The sequence below is a fragment of the Lachnoclostridium sp. An169 genome, from assembly GCF_002160525.1.
GTDB lineage: Bacteria > Bacillota > Clostridia > Lachnospirales > Lachnospiraceae > Mediterraneibacter > Mediterraneibacter cottocaccae.
On record NZ_NFKT01000055.1, the window covers coordinates 1 to 15,910 of the forward strand.

The following is a 15,910-nucleotide window of genomic DNA, read 5'->3' on the forward strand; positions in this document are numbered from 1 at the left end:
TAGCAATTCTATCCCTTTACTGTTATTGGTTTGTTCAAACCGTTCTTAGAAATTTTCTCTTCAAAGAAATTTTCAAGGGTTGTTGTCTATTGTTCAGTTATCAAGGTTCTTGTCGCTTTTTGCGACAGCTTTGATATTATATCAAAGTCACAAATCATTGTCAAGAACTTTTTTAAAGTTTTTTCAAAACAGTTCTTTGACATGAATGTTTCACAGTCTGTTTTCTCATTACAAAAAACCGTGAAACAAACGGAGAAGGAGGGATTTGAACCCTCGCGCCGCTACTAACGACCTACTCCCTTTCCAGGGGAGCCCCTTCGGCCAGCTTGGGTACTTCTCCAAAATGTCCGCTATCTAATATACACGAAACCGCATCGCTTGTCCAGTACTTTTTTCAGATTTATTCATTTTTCTGATTTCCCGTACTTTTGTGCTTTCTTTTCTCTATGAAAAAGCCTGTGCTGCTCCGTCTGATAGAGATATAAAGACTGACCTGGTTCGTTCACCGGTCAGCCTTCAGCGGAGAGGGTGGGATTCGAACCCACGCGCCCTTTCGGACAAACGGTTTTCAAGACCGCCTCGTTATGACCACTTCGATACCTCTCCATGCCATTATCATTCCGATAACAATACGGTGTCATTCCCGACAAAAAAGCTGTCTCTTCCTGACGACCGTAGGCTATTCTACCACATTTTCGGAATTCCTGTCAACCATTTTCTTTAAAATCTTTTTAAGTCTGAAATTTCTGAACATTCCAATGCCCTGCACCCGGCTTTTCATCTTTGTAAAAAAGCTTCCGCTGTCACAAGATCTTCCGGCGTCGTTATCTTTATATTCTCATAGCTTCCCCGAAACATTTTTACCGGGCAGCCTGTCATCTGTTCAACGACCATGGCATCATCCGTCACATTAATTGTTTCCCGCCCCATCAGGTCTGCGTATGCCTTTTTCACAAGTGCGGTTTCAAAGACCTGGGGAGTCTGTACCAGCCAGAGGGTATTCCTGTCCGGTGTCGCCTTTACCGTTCCCTCATTGTCCACGATCTTAATCGTATCTTTTACGGGCATGCCTGCCACACATGCCCGGCTCTTTTCCACACATTCATAGGCTCTCCGGATCATCTCTTCATCGACAAACGGGCGTGCGCCGTCATGGATGTATACAATTCCATCCTTTGTTTCCTGCAGGCCGTTCCAGACAGAGTGATAGCGTTCTGCTCCTCCGGGAACGATCTTCTTCACTTTTTCAAAGCCGTATTTTTCTACAATTTCTTTCCGGCAGAACGACTCTTCACCTGCCCCGGTTACAAGAATCATCTCGTCGATCAGATCAGATTTTTCAAAAGCTGCCAGTGAATAATACAGGACAGGTTTTCCGCACAGCGGCAGAAACTGTTTGTGGACGTCTGTCCCCATTCTCCTGCCGCTCCCCGCCGCAAGCACGATCGCCGTACAGTATACTTTCTCCATCACTTGTCCTCCGCCCGCTTGTTTCTCCATCTTTTTGAACTGCGGTTCTCCTTTAACCACTGCTCTTCTTTTACTATTGCTCTTCTTTTACTACTGCTCTTTTTACCTACCGTTCCCCCAGTTTCAGATTCGGTACGGCGTTGAGATTCCATCCGTGGCGGGTGCCTGCAAGGAACTCATAATATGCTGCTGCTCCGATCATAGCCGCATTGTCCGTACAGTAAATGGGAGACGGGTGGTAAAACCGGATCTGCCTCTCCTCACACGCCTTTTTCATCGCTGCCCGCAGTGCTGTATTGGACGCCACGCCTCCTGCTATGGCGAATTTATACATCCCCATGTCTTCCGCCGCTTTCATAGAATTCTCCACCAGTACTTCCACAACCGCCTTCTGGAAAGAAGCCGCAATATCTGCCGGGTCGAAACTCTCCCCTTTCATCCTGCAGCCGTTAATATAATTGAGCACTGCCGATTTCAGGCCGCTGAAGCTGAAATCATACTCCGCCCCCTCAATATGGGCCTTCGGGAATTTCACAGCCTCCGCATTTCCTTCTTTCGCAATCCGGTCGATCTTCGGACCTCCGGGATAGCCAAGACCGATTGCGCGGGCCACTTTATCATAGGCTTCTCCTGCAGCATCGTCTCTTGTTCTCCCCAGAATCTCGTACTTTCCATAGTCGCGCACACAGACAAGATGGGTATGTCCGCCGGACGCCACAAGGCAGAGAAACGGCGGTTCCAGGTCCGGATGCTCGATATAATTTGCCGAGATATGCCCTTCGATATGGTGTACTCCCACCAGAGGCAGTTTTCTCGCATATGCGATCGCTTTCGCCTCCGCCACTCCGACAAGCAGTGCTCCCACAAGACCGGGACCGTAAGTCACACCGACTGCATCAATGTCATCCAGCGTCACATCTGCCTCTTTGAGCGCCTCTTCAATCACCTGGTTGATCTTCTCAATATGCTTGCGGGAGGCGATTTCGGGCACAACTCCCCCATACAGTTTATGCAGATCAATCTGTGACGAGATAATGTTGGAAAGCACTTCCCGGCCGTTATGTACGACAGCCGCCGCAGTCTCGTCGCAGGAACTCTCGATTGCCAAAATATTGATATCTCTGATTTCCTTCATCTTACGCCTCACTCCTCAAACATCAGTTCTGTTGAAAGACCGTCTTTTCCCGGTTTCGAATGGGGGAAAATCTTTTTCACTTCATCCATATACGGTTCCGGACGGGTCAGGGACGGGCTGTAATGTGTAAGCCACATCTCCCTGACATGTGCATCCCTCGCCAGTCCGGCTGCCTCATAAAATGTCATGTGCTTATACTCTGAGGCTTTGGACGCCTTATCCTTCTCGCCATACATTCCCTCGCAGATAAACAGATCGGAATCCAGGGCATTTCTGCGAATGGAATCTGTGGGTCTGGTATCCGTCGTATAGGTCAGCTTGATTCCCTTTCTCGGGGGACCGAGCACCATATCCGGGGTAAATACCCGGCCGCCGTCCTCCACAGTCTCCCCGGACTGGAGCCTGCTCCAGAATTTCTGCGGGATCTCCCGTTCTCTCGCCCGCTCCACGTCAAATTTTCCTGCCCGGTCTATCTCCATGGTATACCCGTAGCAGACCACATTGTGATTTACCCGGAAAGCCTTCAGCCGGTATCCTTTCAGCTCAAATGTCTGCTCCGGCCCCTCGATCTCACGAAACAGAATGGGAAACGGAAGCTCCGGGGCGATCACGCGCAGGGAATTGACCACCCGCTCGAGTCCTTTCGGACCGATCAGAGTAAGAGGCTCCGTGCGGTCAGCATTTCCCATGGTCAGAAGCAGGCCCGGAAGTCCGCTGATATGGTCGCCGTGGAAATGCGTAAAACAGATCACATCGATCGGCTTAAAACTCCATCCTTTTTCTTTTATGGCAATCTGCGTCCCCTCTCCACAGTCTACAAGCAGACTGCTCCCGTTGAACCGGGTCATCAGGGCTGTCAGATAACGGTAGGGGAGCGGCATCATCCCGCCGCACCCGAGCAAACATACGTCTAACATACTATCCCTCTGTCTTATTCTTTAATTTCTGCAGGTATGCAAAAAGATTTCAGCAGCTCGTCATAACATGCTTCGCACAGATCAAAGCTGTGGCGTTCTCCGTCTTTTTCCGAAAAATATCCCCACTGATAATCCACGCTGAACACCCCTTCCCTGGGCTCTCCGTCCACTGCCGGGATCTCTTTACCACATTTATTGCAGATAATTTTTTTAATTTCTTTTGTTTCTTTCAGCTGATACTGGCGCATACAATCTCCTCCTGTGTCGTACCGTTTTCCTCTTTGTCACGCCTATATTATAACGGCACAAATCACGGATTCCTACTGGGAACTGCTGCCGTGTCTGTGTATCATTTTCCAGTCGGACGGCTCATGAGAATCGCGTCTTCTACCGGATTCTCATAGAACTTCTGCCGCACTCCGTCCTCCTTAAAACCTGCATGCTCATACAGCGACCGCGCCGCAGCGTTGCTCTCCCGCACATCAAGGAGAACTTTTCCGACCTCCTGCTGCGCACACAGATCAAACAGTTCCTCCAGCATGGTACGGGCCGCCCCCTGCCTCTGAAACTCTTTCGCCACGGCAATTCTTGCGATTTCAGCTTCATCCGCTGCCGTATAGGCAAGCAGATATCCCGTGATCCTGCCGGCTTTTTCTGCTGTCAGGCAGATGGTATTGGAAAGCCCGAGCGTATCCAGAACAGCCTTCTCGCTCCAGGCATCCGCAAAAAGCTGGTGTTCCATCTCCGCCACTGCCGCAGCATCCTCCATGGTCATACGGCGCACCGTAGTCTTTGCATTTTTCTCCCGCTCCGCGCGTTCTCTCTCCGCCTGGGAGACCCTGAGATAATCCGGCTTATGCTCTGCAGCGGTCTCAAATTTTCCGGCTTTGAAATAACGGATTCCAAGCGCGCCGACCACGGCTGCTCTCTGGCGGTTCATATAGGAAGGAGCAAACGAATAAGGAACCTTAAGCCCTTCCGAGAGCATTTCCGAATATACGGGGACTCCGTCTCCCAGGAACACAACCGGACGGTTATAATTATTCAGGCGACGGATCAGATCCTCCACGGAAACAGCCATCTGCATTTTCAGCACCTGAAACACCGGCTCAACCAGATTTGTGCCCTCTGTCTCTCCTGCTTTTGCGGAAAATGTATAAATACCTGTATAAACCTGTTTTCTTCTTGCATCCATAATCGGGCAGATGATATCCCCGCACCCGTATACGCTGTAGGCAAGTGCATCCACCGTCGGCACATGGATCAGCGGCTTGTCCAGCGCCAGTCCCAGGCCTTTTGCCGTTGCCGAACCGATCCGCAGTCCCGTAAAAGATCCCGGCCCGCCGGAGACGGCAATGGCGTCCAGTGTGTTCAGATCCAGTTCAATCATCCGGGCCATCTCATCAATCATCGGCAGAAGAGTCTGCGAATGTGTTTTTTTATAATTCACCGTGTATTCCGCAATTGTCTGGGTATCTTCCACCACAGCCACTGTCGCGGTCAGCCCGGAACTGTCAATTGCCAGTACTCTCATAGTCTGTTTCCTTTCCAGTTTTTCTGATATTTTTCAGCTTCATGTTTCACGATCTGCGCCCGGCGCAGAAAAGCGCTGCTGCGAAAAGCACACTTCATCCCACACCTTCCGCAGCAGCACTGTTGCATCAATCCAGTTTTCCGACAGCAGGAAGCACAGCGTCAGGACCGTTCCTCGACGGTAATCTTCCTGTAGTCAAATCCCTGTTCCAGATCTTTTTCAATAAGGATCTCCGTACGTTTTTCCGGAAGGATCTCCCCGATCAGATTCGCCCATTCGATAAGAGAAACTCCCTCACCGTAAATGTAGTCTTCAAATCCCACCTCATCCATCTCCTCCACGTCTCCGATGCGGTAAACGTCGAAATGATAAAAAGGCAGTCTTCCTCCCTCATACACCTGGACAATCGTGAATGTAGGGCTGTTCACCGGTTCCTCGATTCCAAGCCCCCTTGCAAGCCCCTGGGTAAATACGGTTTTCCCCACGCCCAGGTCCCCTGTCAGGGTAAACACCTGTCCCGGATACGCTTTCTCGCCCAGCTGTACGCCCAGCCGGAAAGTCTCCTCCGGACTTCTTGTCTCTATCACCATACGGATTTTCCTCTCCTGTCTCTGCTCAAAATATTTAGTGATGGAACAGACGGATTCCTGTAAACGCCATCGCCATATTATACTTGTCGCACACAGCGATCACATTGTCATCGCGCACAGAACCGCCCGGCTGCGCCACATACTTCACGCCGCTCTTGTGAGCCCGCTCGATGTTGTCCCCAAAGGGAAAGAACGCATCTGAACCGAGGGATACATCGGTCAGCTTATCCAGCCACGCCCTCTTTTCCTCTCTTGTAAATATTTCCGGTTTCTCAGCAAATGTATTCTCCCACACGCCGTCCGCCAGAATATCCATATATTCTTCGCCGATATAAAGGTCGATGGCATTGTCCCTGTCCGCGCGCCCGATACCTTCCCTGAACTTCAGGCCAAGCACCTTCGGGCTCTGGCGGAGCCACCAGTTATCCGCTTTCTGTCCTGCAAGACGGGTACAGTGAATCCGTGACTGCTGTCCCGCTCCGATTCCGATCGCCTGCCCGTCCTTCACATAGCAGACGGAATTGGACTGTGTATATTTCAGCGTAATCATGGAGATCGCCAGATCCCTCTTCGCCTCATCGGGAATCTCTTTGTTCTCGGTCACTACATTGGAGAAGAAATCTTTATCGATGTTCAGTTCGTTTCTTCCCTGCTCAAAAGTAATGCCGAACACTTCTTTGTGCTCCAGGGCAGCCGGCACATAATCCGGATCGATCTGAATGATGTTGTAATTTCCTTTTTTCTTCTGTTTTAACAGTTCCAGGGCCTCCGGCTCATATCCGGGGGCAATCACACCGTCGGAAACCTCGCGCTTGATCAGACGTGCCGTATCCACATCACACACGTCGGACAGTGCGATGAAGTCTCCGAAGGAAGACATTCTGTCCGCACCTCTCGCCCTTGCATAGGCACATGCCAGAGGAGAGAGCTCTCCCAGGTCATCCACCCAGTAAATTTTCGCCAGTGTCTCTGTCAGCGGCAGACCTACCGCCGCTCCTGCCGGCGACACATGCTTGAAGGATGTCGCAGCCGGAAGACCGGTGGCTTTCTTCAGCTCGGATACCAGCTGCCATCCGTTGAACGCATCCAGGAAATTGATATAGCCCGGGCGTCCGCACAGCACCTGGATCGGCAGGTCACTTCCGTCGCTCATGTAGATCCTTGACGGTTTCTGATTGGGGTTGCATCCGTATTTCAGTTCCAGTTCTTTCATCTTCTCATCCGCTCCTTAGTGATTCTTATTTATGATCTTTGTCTCATATTTTCCTGTCTCAATATCGATATAGCGGACAAAAAGAGAAACCTTGTTGTCCTCATTGAGGCTGTTCCACAGAAGTTCCGCAAATGCATCCATATCGTCCGGAATGCTGATTCTCTTCGGCTCGCCCTCGAAGCTCGGCAGCGGGTCGCCGTCATGCATATAAGTGTGGATAAAGTGTCCTTCTCCTGCTGCCGGATTTTCATAGGCAAATGTATAGCGGCAGCATCCTTCCGGACTTCCGTCCCGGCTCTTTAAGATGGACATGGCATAGTTGTATGTTCCGTTTTCAATGTGCATGATACCGGAGATACGCGGCGTGTAATTCGGTCCGTCCGGCTCAAACTCTCTTGTGCGCAGCGACTGTTCAAAAGTAAGCTGCCGGTCCATTCCCTCATAGATCGTATCGGTCTGGTCTCCGTTTGTCACAATCGTTTTATTTCCAAGGACACGAACCGGTGCGTAAATAATCAGGCTCGGATCCGTCAGCTTCGACGGGTCAAATGCCTGTGTCCGGATACCTTCCCCGTCCTCCACAAAGACACGGTTCCGGCTGTTCTCGCTGCGCCCCATGATAAAATACGCCGCAGCCGCCTTCTTTCCGTCCGGGGTCCTCCCGAGGATGATTCCCCTTCCCGGATAGGAATTCTCCTTTAACTCCTGTTCAATCGACAACATTTTCATCGCACTGGCTCTCCTTTCATTTCCTACTCTTCCTCCTCTTCCGACTCGGGCACCGGAAGGATGTTAAGCCGCACCCTTGTGATACGGTTGTCCTTCACTTCCTCCACATGGAAGACAAGGTTGTCCACTTCTATAACATCCCGGTCGTCTTTGCCCGGGATATGCCCAAGCTGTTCGATCAGATACCCCGACAGCGTGTCGTAGTTCTCTGTCTCAAGCTTAAGTCCAAGTTCTTCATTGAGATCTTCAATCAGAAGTCCTCCGTCCAGAATATATTCGTCCTCACTTACTGCCTGGATATCCGGGACGACTTCTTCATACTCCTCATTGATATCTCCCATGATCTCTTCCACAAGATCCTCGATGGTAACGATTCCGGAAAATCCGCCGTACTCGTCTACCAGTATTGCCATGTGATGTCTGGTCTCCTGCATGGTCTTAAACAGCTCGTCCGCCTCTTTTGTCTCCGGGACGAAAAACGGCTCGTGAAGCATGCTCCGTATATCAATCTGCCCCGGTTCCGACCTGCGCAGTTCTATCATCACATCTTTCACATGAAGGACACCGATAATATTGTCAATATTTTCTTCATACACCGGGATCCTGCTGTGTCTTGTCTCAAGGATCTCATCAAGCAGCTCTTCAAAAGGCTCCCCGACATCGATGGTGACCACCTCGCGTCTTGGCACCATGATCTCCCGCGCCGTCCTGTCGTTAAAGGCGAACACGGAATCAATCATCTCACGCTCGTCATCTTCAAATGTGCCTGTCTCATTTCCCATCTTGAGCAGAGCTTTGATCTCTTCTTCCGTAACAGCTTCCTCTTCATCTTCCGTCTTCATTCTGAGAAGCTTCAGCACAAGTTTCGTTGATACGGAAAGCAGTTTGATCACCGGTGACAGAATCACGGAAATGTAGTGTACCGGCATCACGGTCAGCATACAGAATGCCTCCGCCTTCTGAAGGGCGATCCTCTTCGGAACAAGCTCGCCGAAAACAAGGTTGAAAAACATCAGCACAAGTGTTACTCCATTGTGTGAGATCTGCTGGCTGTACGGGATACCCAATCCCTGCATCCACTGTCCCAGAACAGGTGAAATGCTCGCAGCAGCCGACGCTGAAGAATAAAAGCCTGCAAATGTAATGGCAATCTGGATGGTGGAGAGGAACTTGGTCGAATCATCGAACAGTTTCTCAATCACCTTTGCCTTCTTATTTCCCTCTTCGGCAAGGCTTCGTATCCGGTTCTTGTTCACCGAGACAACCGCCATCTCCGCGCCGGCGAAATAGGCATTCATCAGCGTAAAAAACACCAGTAGCAACAAATCAAACAATATCGAGTTTCCCGCAGGGTCTGCGTCCATAAAAAATACTCCTCCTAACTTTTTGTTATATAAGTTTCAGGAGAAGTATATCATGTGCATGGTATTTTCGCAAGTTCGTATTCCATCCTGTTCCGGTTTCCGCGCCCTATTTCTTTCCTGCCCCGGCCTTATCCGTATGTTCCGCGATAACCCGGGTCACCTGGTTTACCGGCACGCCGAGTGCAAAAGAAAACTCGCTGTAAAGAGCATGTTCCAGCAGCATCTGGTACTTCCGGTCCATACTTGTAATACTTCCTCTGCTCTTTGTTCTCTTGTAAAGAGTCTTGAGCACCTTCACCCAGTTTTCCGGACAGAAATCAGAAATACATTCCTTGTACTCCTGTTCGCGGAACTTTTCATTTTTCACTCTCAGCACTTCGATGTCCGGCATCCGGTCAATCAGTTCCAGCGCCTCCTCCCGGCTTACCGGTCTGCGGATATTCGATTCATCGTCCGTTGGAACATAGGCCCTGTCCCTGGAATCCTCGATTGACTGCAGGGTATAATACTTCTTATTCCTGTCGGCAAACGAAAAATCGAGGGTTCCGATATCCTCCACCTTATACATCCCTTTGCACTTATACACAACCGCATCTCCTCTGCTGAGCATTATGCCCCTCCTTTCTTATGTTCGTTCTTCTTTACCTGTAAGTATAGCCAAAGAAAGACCGGTACAACGCTGTAACGGTCTTTTTCCGGCCCCACTTTGATTTATTTTATCATATTTTCAGAACAAAAGTAAGAAAAAGCAATAATTTTCGCGCATTTTCAGCATTATTCACAAGGAGACACACTTTATCTATTGTGCATATTCCTTGTACCCTAACACATTTTACCTTTTTTCCGCCCGCACGAGGAGCATCATCGGGCGGCGCATCTCGTCTTTCATCCCCGGCAGATCCATCATGTTCTCATCCGGCATGGCTTCCTCAACAGCCGCAAGCTGAAAGCCCGTATTCAGAAGCCCCATCAGAATCTGTTCCAGTGTGTGATGATATTTTTTCACCTTCTCGCCCAGGAACAGCGTGGCGCGCTCCCCGGGATAATAATAATTGTCCACAGGCCAGTATTTCGGCTTTCCATTTTCATCGTAGATCCAGTCCTCATTCACCCCTGCCGTAAAGACGGGATGTTCAATATTGAGCAGAAATACGCCATTCTTTTTCAGAGTCCGGAAGATCTTCCGGTAAACCGGCTCAAGATCTTCAATATAGTGAAGCGCCAGGTTGGAGATCACACAGTCAAACGTCTCCTCCGGGTACCCGTACTCCTCAACTCCGCATATCCGGTAGGTGATCACCTTATCCGTATTCTTTTTCTCCGCCTCCGCAATCATCTTCCCGCTGAGATCAATTCCGAGAACCGAAGCCGATCCCTGCTCCGCCGCATATTTGCAGTGCCAGCCGTATCCGCAGCCCAGATCCAGTACGGTTTTCCCCGCCAGGTCCGGGAACATCCGGCGGAACTGATACCACTCTCCCGCACCCGCAAGTCCCTGACGGCTGCGGGTCATCTGTGCATACTCGTCGAAAAATTTCTGATTATCGTAAATGTTTTCCTGTTTTTCCATATGATCATTTCCTTTTCTGCTCTCTGTACATAGAAAACCGCAGTGTTACAGTCTGTTATTATAACACTGCGGTCCATCCCCTGTCACCTGTATATCCGCTTCACTCAACTTTTTCGCATACATCTTTTACAGGATCCGTTTCTCGTACGTCTTTTACAGCTCCGGCAGCCAGACAGCTCCGGTAACCGTCCCGTCTTCATTGAGAGTAAATGTAATGATCCTCAGAGAATCGGTTCCGCTCTCATCATGCATGTACCGGATCCGCGGCGACATTCCCGGGCTGCCGTCCGGAAATTCTTTCGTCCGATCCATATATGCCATAATCTCCTCTCCCTCCGCTGTTTCGTAGCGGTAGAGCGCGCCGTCCTCCTCTGCGCCGAAGACCTGCACGGAGTCCTCAAGCCGCCGCGCATACCGGGCAATTGTTTCCGGTGTAATCTTTTCCATAAATGCGTCCGCCTCCCTGACGCCCTGTCTGTATGCTTCCTCTTCTGTCGCAGCTGCGTTTCCCGGTTCCATGGACTCCATATAAGCCTGCGCAGCTTCCAGATCCGCCAGATCAGGATCAATCGGCAGGGAAAAGAGCGCGTTTACGCCATTATAGCCTTCCCGCCGGCTGATCTCGCCATTTTCGGCATTATAGACATATGCCTCCCCGTTCCACTCACTGCCCTCACTTACGCAGAGATAAAGCTGCCGGTCCGCAAATTTCTCAATGCTGTCACATGCAATGATCCGGTATAAAATGCCTCCTTCTGCAAACTGCACATAACTTCCGTTCATTGTCTCCAGATTATATTTTTCAGGATCACACCCCCGGATCAGCGGCGACATGAAAAATCTTATGTCGTCATACGCCTCGTTCGACATGCTGTCCGGAAACGGCGTCCCGTCCGTCCGGCTGACCGCTACAGCGGCGCAGGTCCGGCTGTCCAGCAGTTCTCCGTTTTTCTCCATCACCAGTTCGGAGATACTGTCCCCGGAGACAACTCCCAGAAGGGTCACATCATAATTCCGGAAATGCTGTGTCTCATTCACCAGTACAGCCCCCTCTGATGCAAACGCCTCTGCAAGCCGGGTATCTCCCGCTTTCTCCGCCGCCTCCCCGGCTGTCAGGAACCGATAAGCTGCATAAACGCCCGTTGTCCCCAGTGCAAGGGCAAGGACAAGCGAGAGCACAACTCCCGGAGTCCATCGGAATCGTCTCCGCATCTTTCTGTTTTCTGCTTCATGTCTGTCTCTTATTCTTTCCATCCCGTTCGTCTCCTTTACCTGATTAAGGATCTTCCGATTTAACCGGAAGTCCGGTTCTTCGCTTGGAGCCAGGGCACGTTTTAAAATATCATCAAATTTATCATTCATTTAAAACACTCTCCAATTCTTTTTCCAGACGTTTCCTCGCCTGAAACAGCCTGCTCTTTACAGTTCCCTGCGGGATGTTGAGAATCCCGGAAATCTCTGCCGTGCTGCACTCCTCCATATAGCAGAGAAGCGTGACTGTCCGCAGCTTTTCCGGAAGACGGTCCACGGCATCCCTTACCGCCCGGCAGAGCTCCTGTTCCAGAACGATCTGTTCCGGTGTAAGCGCCTGCCCTTCTGTTTCGGACGGCTGTCCATTCCGTTTCTCCTGCCGGGAATCGGGATGGATTCCCCTGATTCCCTTTTCCTCTTCCGGAGCCGCGCTGGAAATCACTGCGGCGATCCGGCTGCGCCATGCAGCTTTCCGCCGCCAGTTTCTCCACAGACGGACCGCAACAGACAAAAGATAACTCTTCACATTTCCGTCAGATAAGATTTCGGATCGCTTTTCCACGGCTTTCAGAAATGTCTCCTGATAAAGCTCGTCCGCCTGCTGCCGGTTTCCGGTCAGATGCAGACAGAAGGAATAGATGTCTGTGCCGTATTCTTCTATACACTGTTCCAGTTCAAGTTTCGTCATATTCTTTCTCCCCTGAGACGTCCCGGGTGCTTTGCCCCTTCATCTGTACATTGTAACAAACAGGAAAAAGGTTCGGTGAAAAATTAAGCTTTATTATATTGACTGACGTACATTCCCGGATATGTATCATAACGCAGAACCGCTCCGCTTTACCTCAAAGATTTGAATGGATGTAACGGAAAAGGCAGATGTTCGTGCATTGGCACTCCATCTGCCTTTTCCTAACATCCAGAACAAATGCTTTTCGGAACGCTCCCGCTTAAAGTTCAGCTTTTATGATACATATCCGGGAATTTCGTTGTCGATATAAGAAAGAATCAGTTTTTCCGTTACAATAATCTGCAAGAAAAACCCGGGGACGTCCTTTATCTATAAACAAAAGCTTAATTTTCCCTGCTCATCGGATCTCTTCGATGATATTCTCCCTCACCATCCTCCGGGCGGGAACCATCACCGCTACCGCGGCAATCAGTACATTGAGCGCCATCACTCCGAAGAATACAACTCCCGGCACACCGGAGGAGAGATGCAGGAACTGCACCACATGAGTCATATAGTAGTCCATCACCCGGCGAAGGAAGAGATTGTAGATCAGGAAGATAAACACATCTGCCAGAATCCCGTAGAGGATACCGGTCTGCAGAATCATGCGGCAGAATCCCGCATCGGTAATTCCCATGGCGCGGATAATCCCGTATTCCCGCCGCCGTGCCAGAATGGAATAGTTCATGCTGTTCACGATATGGAACAGGCTGATGACCAGAAGGATCCCTGCGATGCAGGAAAAGAACATCTGCTGCTGATCCAGATAATTTTTCTGAGTCTGAATTGCCGAGGTATAGTCCACCAGTACGGCTTTGGGCACATCCCGGATTGCCTGGAGAATCTGACCGGACACGTTTTCACCGTCCGGAGACGCATTGATAAAACTGTATCCCGTGATCCCGAAATCATTTTCCATCTGCCCGTTTGTCAGAATCACGCTCTGGGTGTTGCTCCAGGCATCCACGTTCATGAAACTGTCCTCCTGCGCCAGAGGGCGGCTGACGATGGCTGCGATCTCAAACTCCTTTGTCACATACCGGCCGCTGCTGTCCTCAAAACGCAGCAGTTCATCCGAGTAGCCGTCCATTTCCGGGACCCGGAGAGTGATGGTATCGCCGGGCTTTTTCCCGTAAAAGTAATAATTCCCCTGACCGTCCACATTTGCCACAGCAATAATCTGATCTTCCGCCCGCATCCGTTCCGGATCGATCTCCCCTTCCAGGATAAAATCGGACAGTTCCTCCACCATCCCGTCGTCATAGCCGTAAACATCATACTTGATCCCGTATGTTCCATCCTCTTTCTGCACACAGATGCCGCCGTATCTCTGGATGAAATAGGAGTCCTCGTTTTTCTCGTCAAAGTAATGCTGCCAGCCGGGATCAAAAAGGTATTCCTCTTCTGTCAGGAGCAGCTCGCCGAGAGTGTATTTCGTGGCAAACACATCAGCCGTGCCGGGAATCCCGCGGATCGCGCTGACCGTATTTGCCGGAATCATGTCTGCAAGAGATGAGGACCGCAGAGACACCCGGTACTCCGAGCCAAGCCCGTCGTCCGACTTCAGCGACAGCTCCGCGTGGACTTTCAGATTCTCCACCATATAGGTGGTGCAGAGGAAAATGCATCCTCCGACAGAGAGGGACAGGAGAATCCCCAGTACCTTTCTCTTATTCGAGAACATGAACTTCCGCACAAGGACGCCTGCCATATCTGCATGGCTTTTCGCGTAAATCTTCCTGCGTTTTATAAATGAAGTATCCCCGCTTATCACATCTTTGAGGGAGCGTTTTCTCAGGGAATATACAGTCAGAAAACCGATCAGGGCAAGGGACACAAAGAGGATGACCAGACCAATGGCCATTACATCCCATGCAATGTAAAATTTTGCCGGTTCGCCGCCCTGCGCCAGCGTCTGATCCACTGCCGAGAGCCTGCCGCCGGCTGCTGATACGCCGTCGGATATGGAAGTCCCCGCGCTGCCCGCAGAAATACCGGAGTTTCCGGCAATACCGGTGTTTCCGGCAGAGGCTGTATTTGCAAACACTCCCTCCAGGCTGCGGTAGAAAAATCCCAGGACGCCGTTTCCGAGCAGACAGCCCAGAGGATATCCTGCGGCAAAGAGCATCCAGAGTTCCAGGACAAGGGTAAAACCGATCCTCTTTTCACTGATCCCGAGAGTCTGCATCATCCCGTACTCCGCCGTCCTTTTCGAGGCGGAGATGTTGAACACACTGTATACCACGAAAAGGCTGAACAGGCAGAGCAGAAGGGTCATGCCGTAGTAGGACAGATGATATTCGGATTCCAGTTTCAGGATAATGTAGGTAAAGTTCCCCTGCTCCTCCGTGAGTCCGAATTTTACGATATCCACAATACTCTCCGGCGGTTCGCCGCCCAGATACTGCGTTACTTCCGCATTGGTTTCCGTCATTTCCGAAGAGATCCGGTATTTTCTCTGAAAAGCGTCCATCTGTCGGTAGAGAGGCTTATCTTCTGCAAAGCGCAGATAAAGAAATGTCTGGCTTCCCCGGCCTGTAAAGGAATCCCCCACGAACAACTCCATCTCATTGGCATTTGCCGCCCATTCACCGACAAGGATTCCGGTCACTGTGTAGGATTTTCCATCCACCGTAATACTCTCGCCTACAGTCCCGGTGCCTCCCAGATTGCTTAAAGCGTAGAGATCCGCCGCGATCTCATTTTCCGCCTGAGGGTATGTTCCTTCCAGAAGGTCCCGGTGGACCATCTGCAGATAAGATTCATCTGCGTGGACAAACCAGATCAGATACGGCTCGTCCACAGCGTCCCGGACCTCCTTTTTTCCGCACTGTTCCAGCACATATCCGCGGTCTGACTCGCCGCTGCCCGATGCTCCGCGGTCCGACTCGCCGTCATCTGCTTTTCCGTTTCCCACCATCCGGTAAGTCTTTGCATCCACTTCCGCCCGATAGTGCCAGTCTCCATACACCGTCTTGCTGTTTTCGATATCACTCCGGCGGCTGCTGTACATCAGGGAGCCGGTGCCTGCCAGAAGCGCCGCCGTCAACACAATACTGGCAAAAATAGCAAAGGTCTGGCTTTTGTAATACCGCATATATTTCCACGCGAGTTTCAGCATACAGCACCACCGCCTTTCCCGGATACGATCCGCCCGTCTTCGATATGGATAATCCGGTCGCAGGTCTGGGCGATAGCCTCGTTGTGGGTGACCATGAGAATGGTCTGGTTGTATTTCCTGCTGCTGGCTTTGAGCAGTCCGATCACCTCCACCGTGGTGGCGGAATCCAGATTGCCTGTGGGTTATGTATCATTAGTATAACAAACCCCGGAAGGCTTGCTTCCGGGGTTTTATTCCTGAAATGAGTAATCGAAAACGAAAATGCATAATTGAAATCAAAAATACC

Annotated in this window: 14 protein-coding genes, 2 tRNA genes and 1 pseudogene; all 17 read right to left on the minus strand. The window is 50.7% G+C overall.

Features of this window, described 5'->3' with window-relative positions; translation table 11 throughout:
* Positions 1–250: 250 nt before the first annotated feature.
* Positions 251–340 (minus strand) — tRNA-Ser (locus tag B5F07_RS21425).
* A 180-nt stretch (positions 341–520) separates the two neighbouring features.
* Positions 521–606 (minus strand) — tRNA-Ser (locus B5F07_RS21430).
* 171 nt (positions 607–777) lie between these two features.
* Positions 778–1,470, minus strand: coding sequence for a 2-C-methyl-D-erythritol 4-phosphate cytidylyltransferase (gene ispD, locus B5F07_RS21435; protein WP_087163237.1), 693 nt, complete (start codon positions 1,468–1,470; stop codon positions 778–780).
* Positions 1,471–1,576: 106 nt separating this feature from the next.
* A complete protein-coding gene (tsaD, locus tag B5F07_RS21440; RefSeq protein ID WP_087163225.1) occupies positions 1,577–2,605 on the minus strand; it encodes a tRNA (adenosine(37)-N6)-threonylcarbamoyltransferase complex transferase subunit TsaD in 1,029 nt (342 codons plus the stop codon).
* An 8-nt stretch (positions 2,606–2,613) separates the two neighbouring features.
* On the minus strand, positions 2,614–3,522 hold the full coding sequence (locus B5F07_RS21445; protein ID WP_087163226.1) for a ribonuclease Z: 909 nt from the start codon (positions 3,520–3,522) through the stop codon (positions 2,614–2,616).
* Between the two features lie 14 nt (positions 3,523–3,536).
* Positions 3,537–3,770 (minus strand): hypothetical protein, encoded by a 234-nt coding sequence (locus B5F07_RS21450; protein ID WP_087163227.1) that lies wholly within the window; start codon positions 3,768–3,770, stop codon positions 3,537–3,539.
* 101 nt (positions 3,771–3,871) lie between these two features.
* The gene (gene tsaB / locus B5F07_RS21455) at positions 3,872–5,056 is read right to left on the minus strand and encodes a tRNA (adenosine(37)-N6)-threonylcarbamoyltransferase complex dimerization subunit type 1 TsaB (protein WP_087163228.1); all 1,185 of its coding nucleotides are present in this window, start codon (positions 5,054–5,056) and stop codon (positions 3,872–3,874) included.
* A gap of 161 nt (positions 5,057–5,217) precedes the next feature.
* Entirely contained in the window at positions 5,218–5,646 is a 429-nt protein-coding gene (tsaE, locus tag B5F07_RS21460) for a tRNA (adenosine(37)-N6)-threonylcarbamoyltransferase complex ATPase subunit type 1 TsaE (RefSeq protein ID WP_087163229.1), read from the minus strand.
* Positions 5,647–5,680: 34 nt separating this feature from the next.
* Positions 5,681–6,859 (minus strand): phosphoribosylaminoimidazolecarboxamide formyltransferase, encoded by a 1,179-nt coding sequence (locus B5F07_RS21465; RefSeq protein WP_087163230.1) that lies wholly within the window; start codon positions 6,857–6,859, stop codon positions 5,681–5,683.
* Between the two features lie 15 nt (positions 6,860–6,874).
* Complete coding sequence (locus B5F07_RS21470; RefSeq protein ID WP_087163231.1) at positions 6,875–7,588, minus strand: IMP cyclohydrolase; 714 nt, start codon at positions 7,586–7,588, stop codon at positions 6,875–6,877.
* Between the two features lie 23 nt (positions 7,589–7,611).
* Complete coding sequence (locus tag B5F07_RS21475; RefSeq protein WP_087163232.1) at positions 7,612–8,952, minus strand: hemolysin family protein; 1,341 nt, start codon at positions 8,950–8,952, stop codon at positions 7,612–7,614.
* 106 nt (positions 8,953–9,058) lie between these two features.
* The gene (locus B5F07_RS21480) at positions 9,059–9,562 is read right to left on the minus strand and encodes a CarD family transcriptional regulator (protein WP_087163233.1); all 504 of its coding nucleotides are present in this window, start codon (positions 9,560–9,562) and stop codon (positions 9,059–9,061) included.
* Positions 9,563–9,784: 222 nt separating this feature from the next.
* Positions 9,785–10,522: a class I SAM-dependent methyltransferase gene (locus B5F07_RS21485; protein ID WP_242972623.1), complete on the minus strand. Its 738-nt coding sequence runs from the start codon at positions 10,520–10,522 to the stop codon at positions 9,785–9,787.
* Between the two features lie 153 nt (positions 10,523–10,675).
* Entirely contained in the window at positions 10,676–11,884 is a 1,209-nt protein-coding gene (locus B5F07_RS21490) for a hypothetical protein (RefSeq protein ID WP_087163234.1), read from the minus strand.
* Positions 11,877–12,461: an RNA polymerase sigma factor gene (locus tag B5F07_RS21495; protein WP_087163235.1), complete on the minus strand. Its 585-nt coding sequence runs from the start codon at positions 12,459–12,461 to the stop codon at positions 11,877–11,879. The genes B5F07_RS21490 and B5F07_RS21495 overlap by 8 nt, the downstream gene beginning before the upstream one ends.
* Positions 12,462–12,858: 397 nt before the next feature.
* Positions 12,859–15,624, minus strand: coding sequence for an FtsX-like permease family protein (locus tag B5F07_RS21500; RefSeq protein ID WP_087163236.1), 2,766 nt, complete (start codon positions 15,622–15,624; stop codon positions 12,859–12,861).
* Positions 15,618–15,806, minus strand: a pseudogene (locus tag B5F07_RS21505) (ABC transporter ATP-binding protein); the annotation flags it as partial. The gene B5F07_RS21500 and the pseudogene B5F07_RS21505, both read right to left, overlap by 7 nt.
* Positions 15,807–15,910: the final 104 nt, after the last annotated feature.

Coding starts and splice junctions, on each gene's coding strand:
- ispD (WP_087163237.1), bottom strand. CDS start 1,470: ATGGAGAAAGTATACTGTACGGCGATCGTGCTTGCGGCGGGGAGCGGC.
- tsaD (WP_087163225.1), bottom strand. CDS start 2,605: ATGAAGGAAATCAGAGATATCAATATTTTGGCAATCGAGAGTTCCTGC.
- B5F07_RS21445 (WP_087163226.1), bottom strand. CDS start 3,522: ATGTTAGACGTATGTTTGCTCGGGTGCGGCGGGATGATGCCGCTCCCC.
- B5F07_RS21450 (WP_087163227.1), bottom strand. CDS start 3,770: ATGCGCCAGTATCAGCTGAAAGAAACAAAAGAAATTAAAAAAATTATC.
- tsaB (WP_087163228.1), bottom strand. CDS start 5,056: ATGAGAGTACTGGCAATTGACAGTTCCGGGCTGACCGCGACAGTGGCT.
- tsaE (WP_087163229.1), bottom strand. CDS start 5,646: ATGGTGATAGAGACAAGAAGTCCGGAGGAGACTTTCCGGCTGGGCGTA.
- B5F07_RS21465 (WP_087163230.1), bottom strand. CDS start 6,859: ATGAAAGAACTGGAACTGAAATACGGATGCAACCCCAATCAGAAACCG.
- B5F07_RS21470 (WP_087163231.1), bottom strand. CDS start 7,588: ATGAAAATGTTGTCGATTGAACAGGAGTTAAAGGAGAATTCCTATCCG.
- B5F07_RS21475 (WP_087163232.1), bottom strand. CDS start 8,952: ATGGACGCAGACCCTGCGGGAAACTCGATATTGTTTGATTTGTTGCTA.
- B5F07_RS21480 (WP_087163233.1), bottom strand. CDS start 9,562: ATGCTCAGCAGAGGAGATGCGGTTGTGTATAAGTGCAAAGGGATGTAT.
- B5F07_RS21485 (WP_242972623.1), bottom strand. CDS start 10,522: ATGGAAAAACAGGAAAACATTTACGATAATCAGAAATTTTTCGACGAG.
- B5F07_RS21490 (WP_087163234.1), bottom strand. CDS start 11,884: ATGAATGATAAATTTGATGATATTTTAAAACGTGCCCTGGCTCCAAGC.
- B5F07_RS21495 (WP_087163235.1), bottom strand. CDS start 12,461: ATGACGAAACTTGAACTGGAACAGTGTATAGAAGAATACGGCACAGAC.
- B5F07_RS21500 (WP_087163236.1), bottom strand. CDS start 15,624: ATGCTGAAACTCGCGTGGAAATATATGCGGTATTACAAAAGCCAGACC.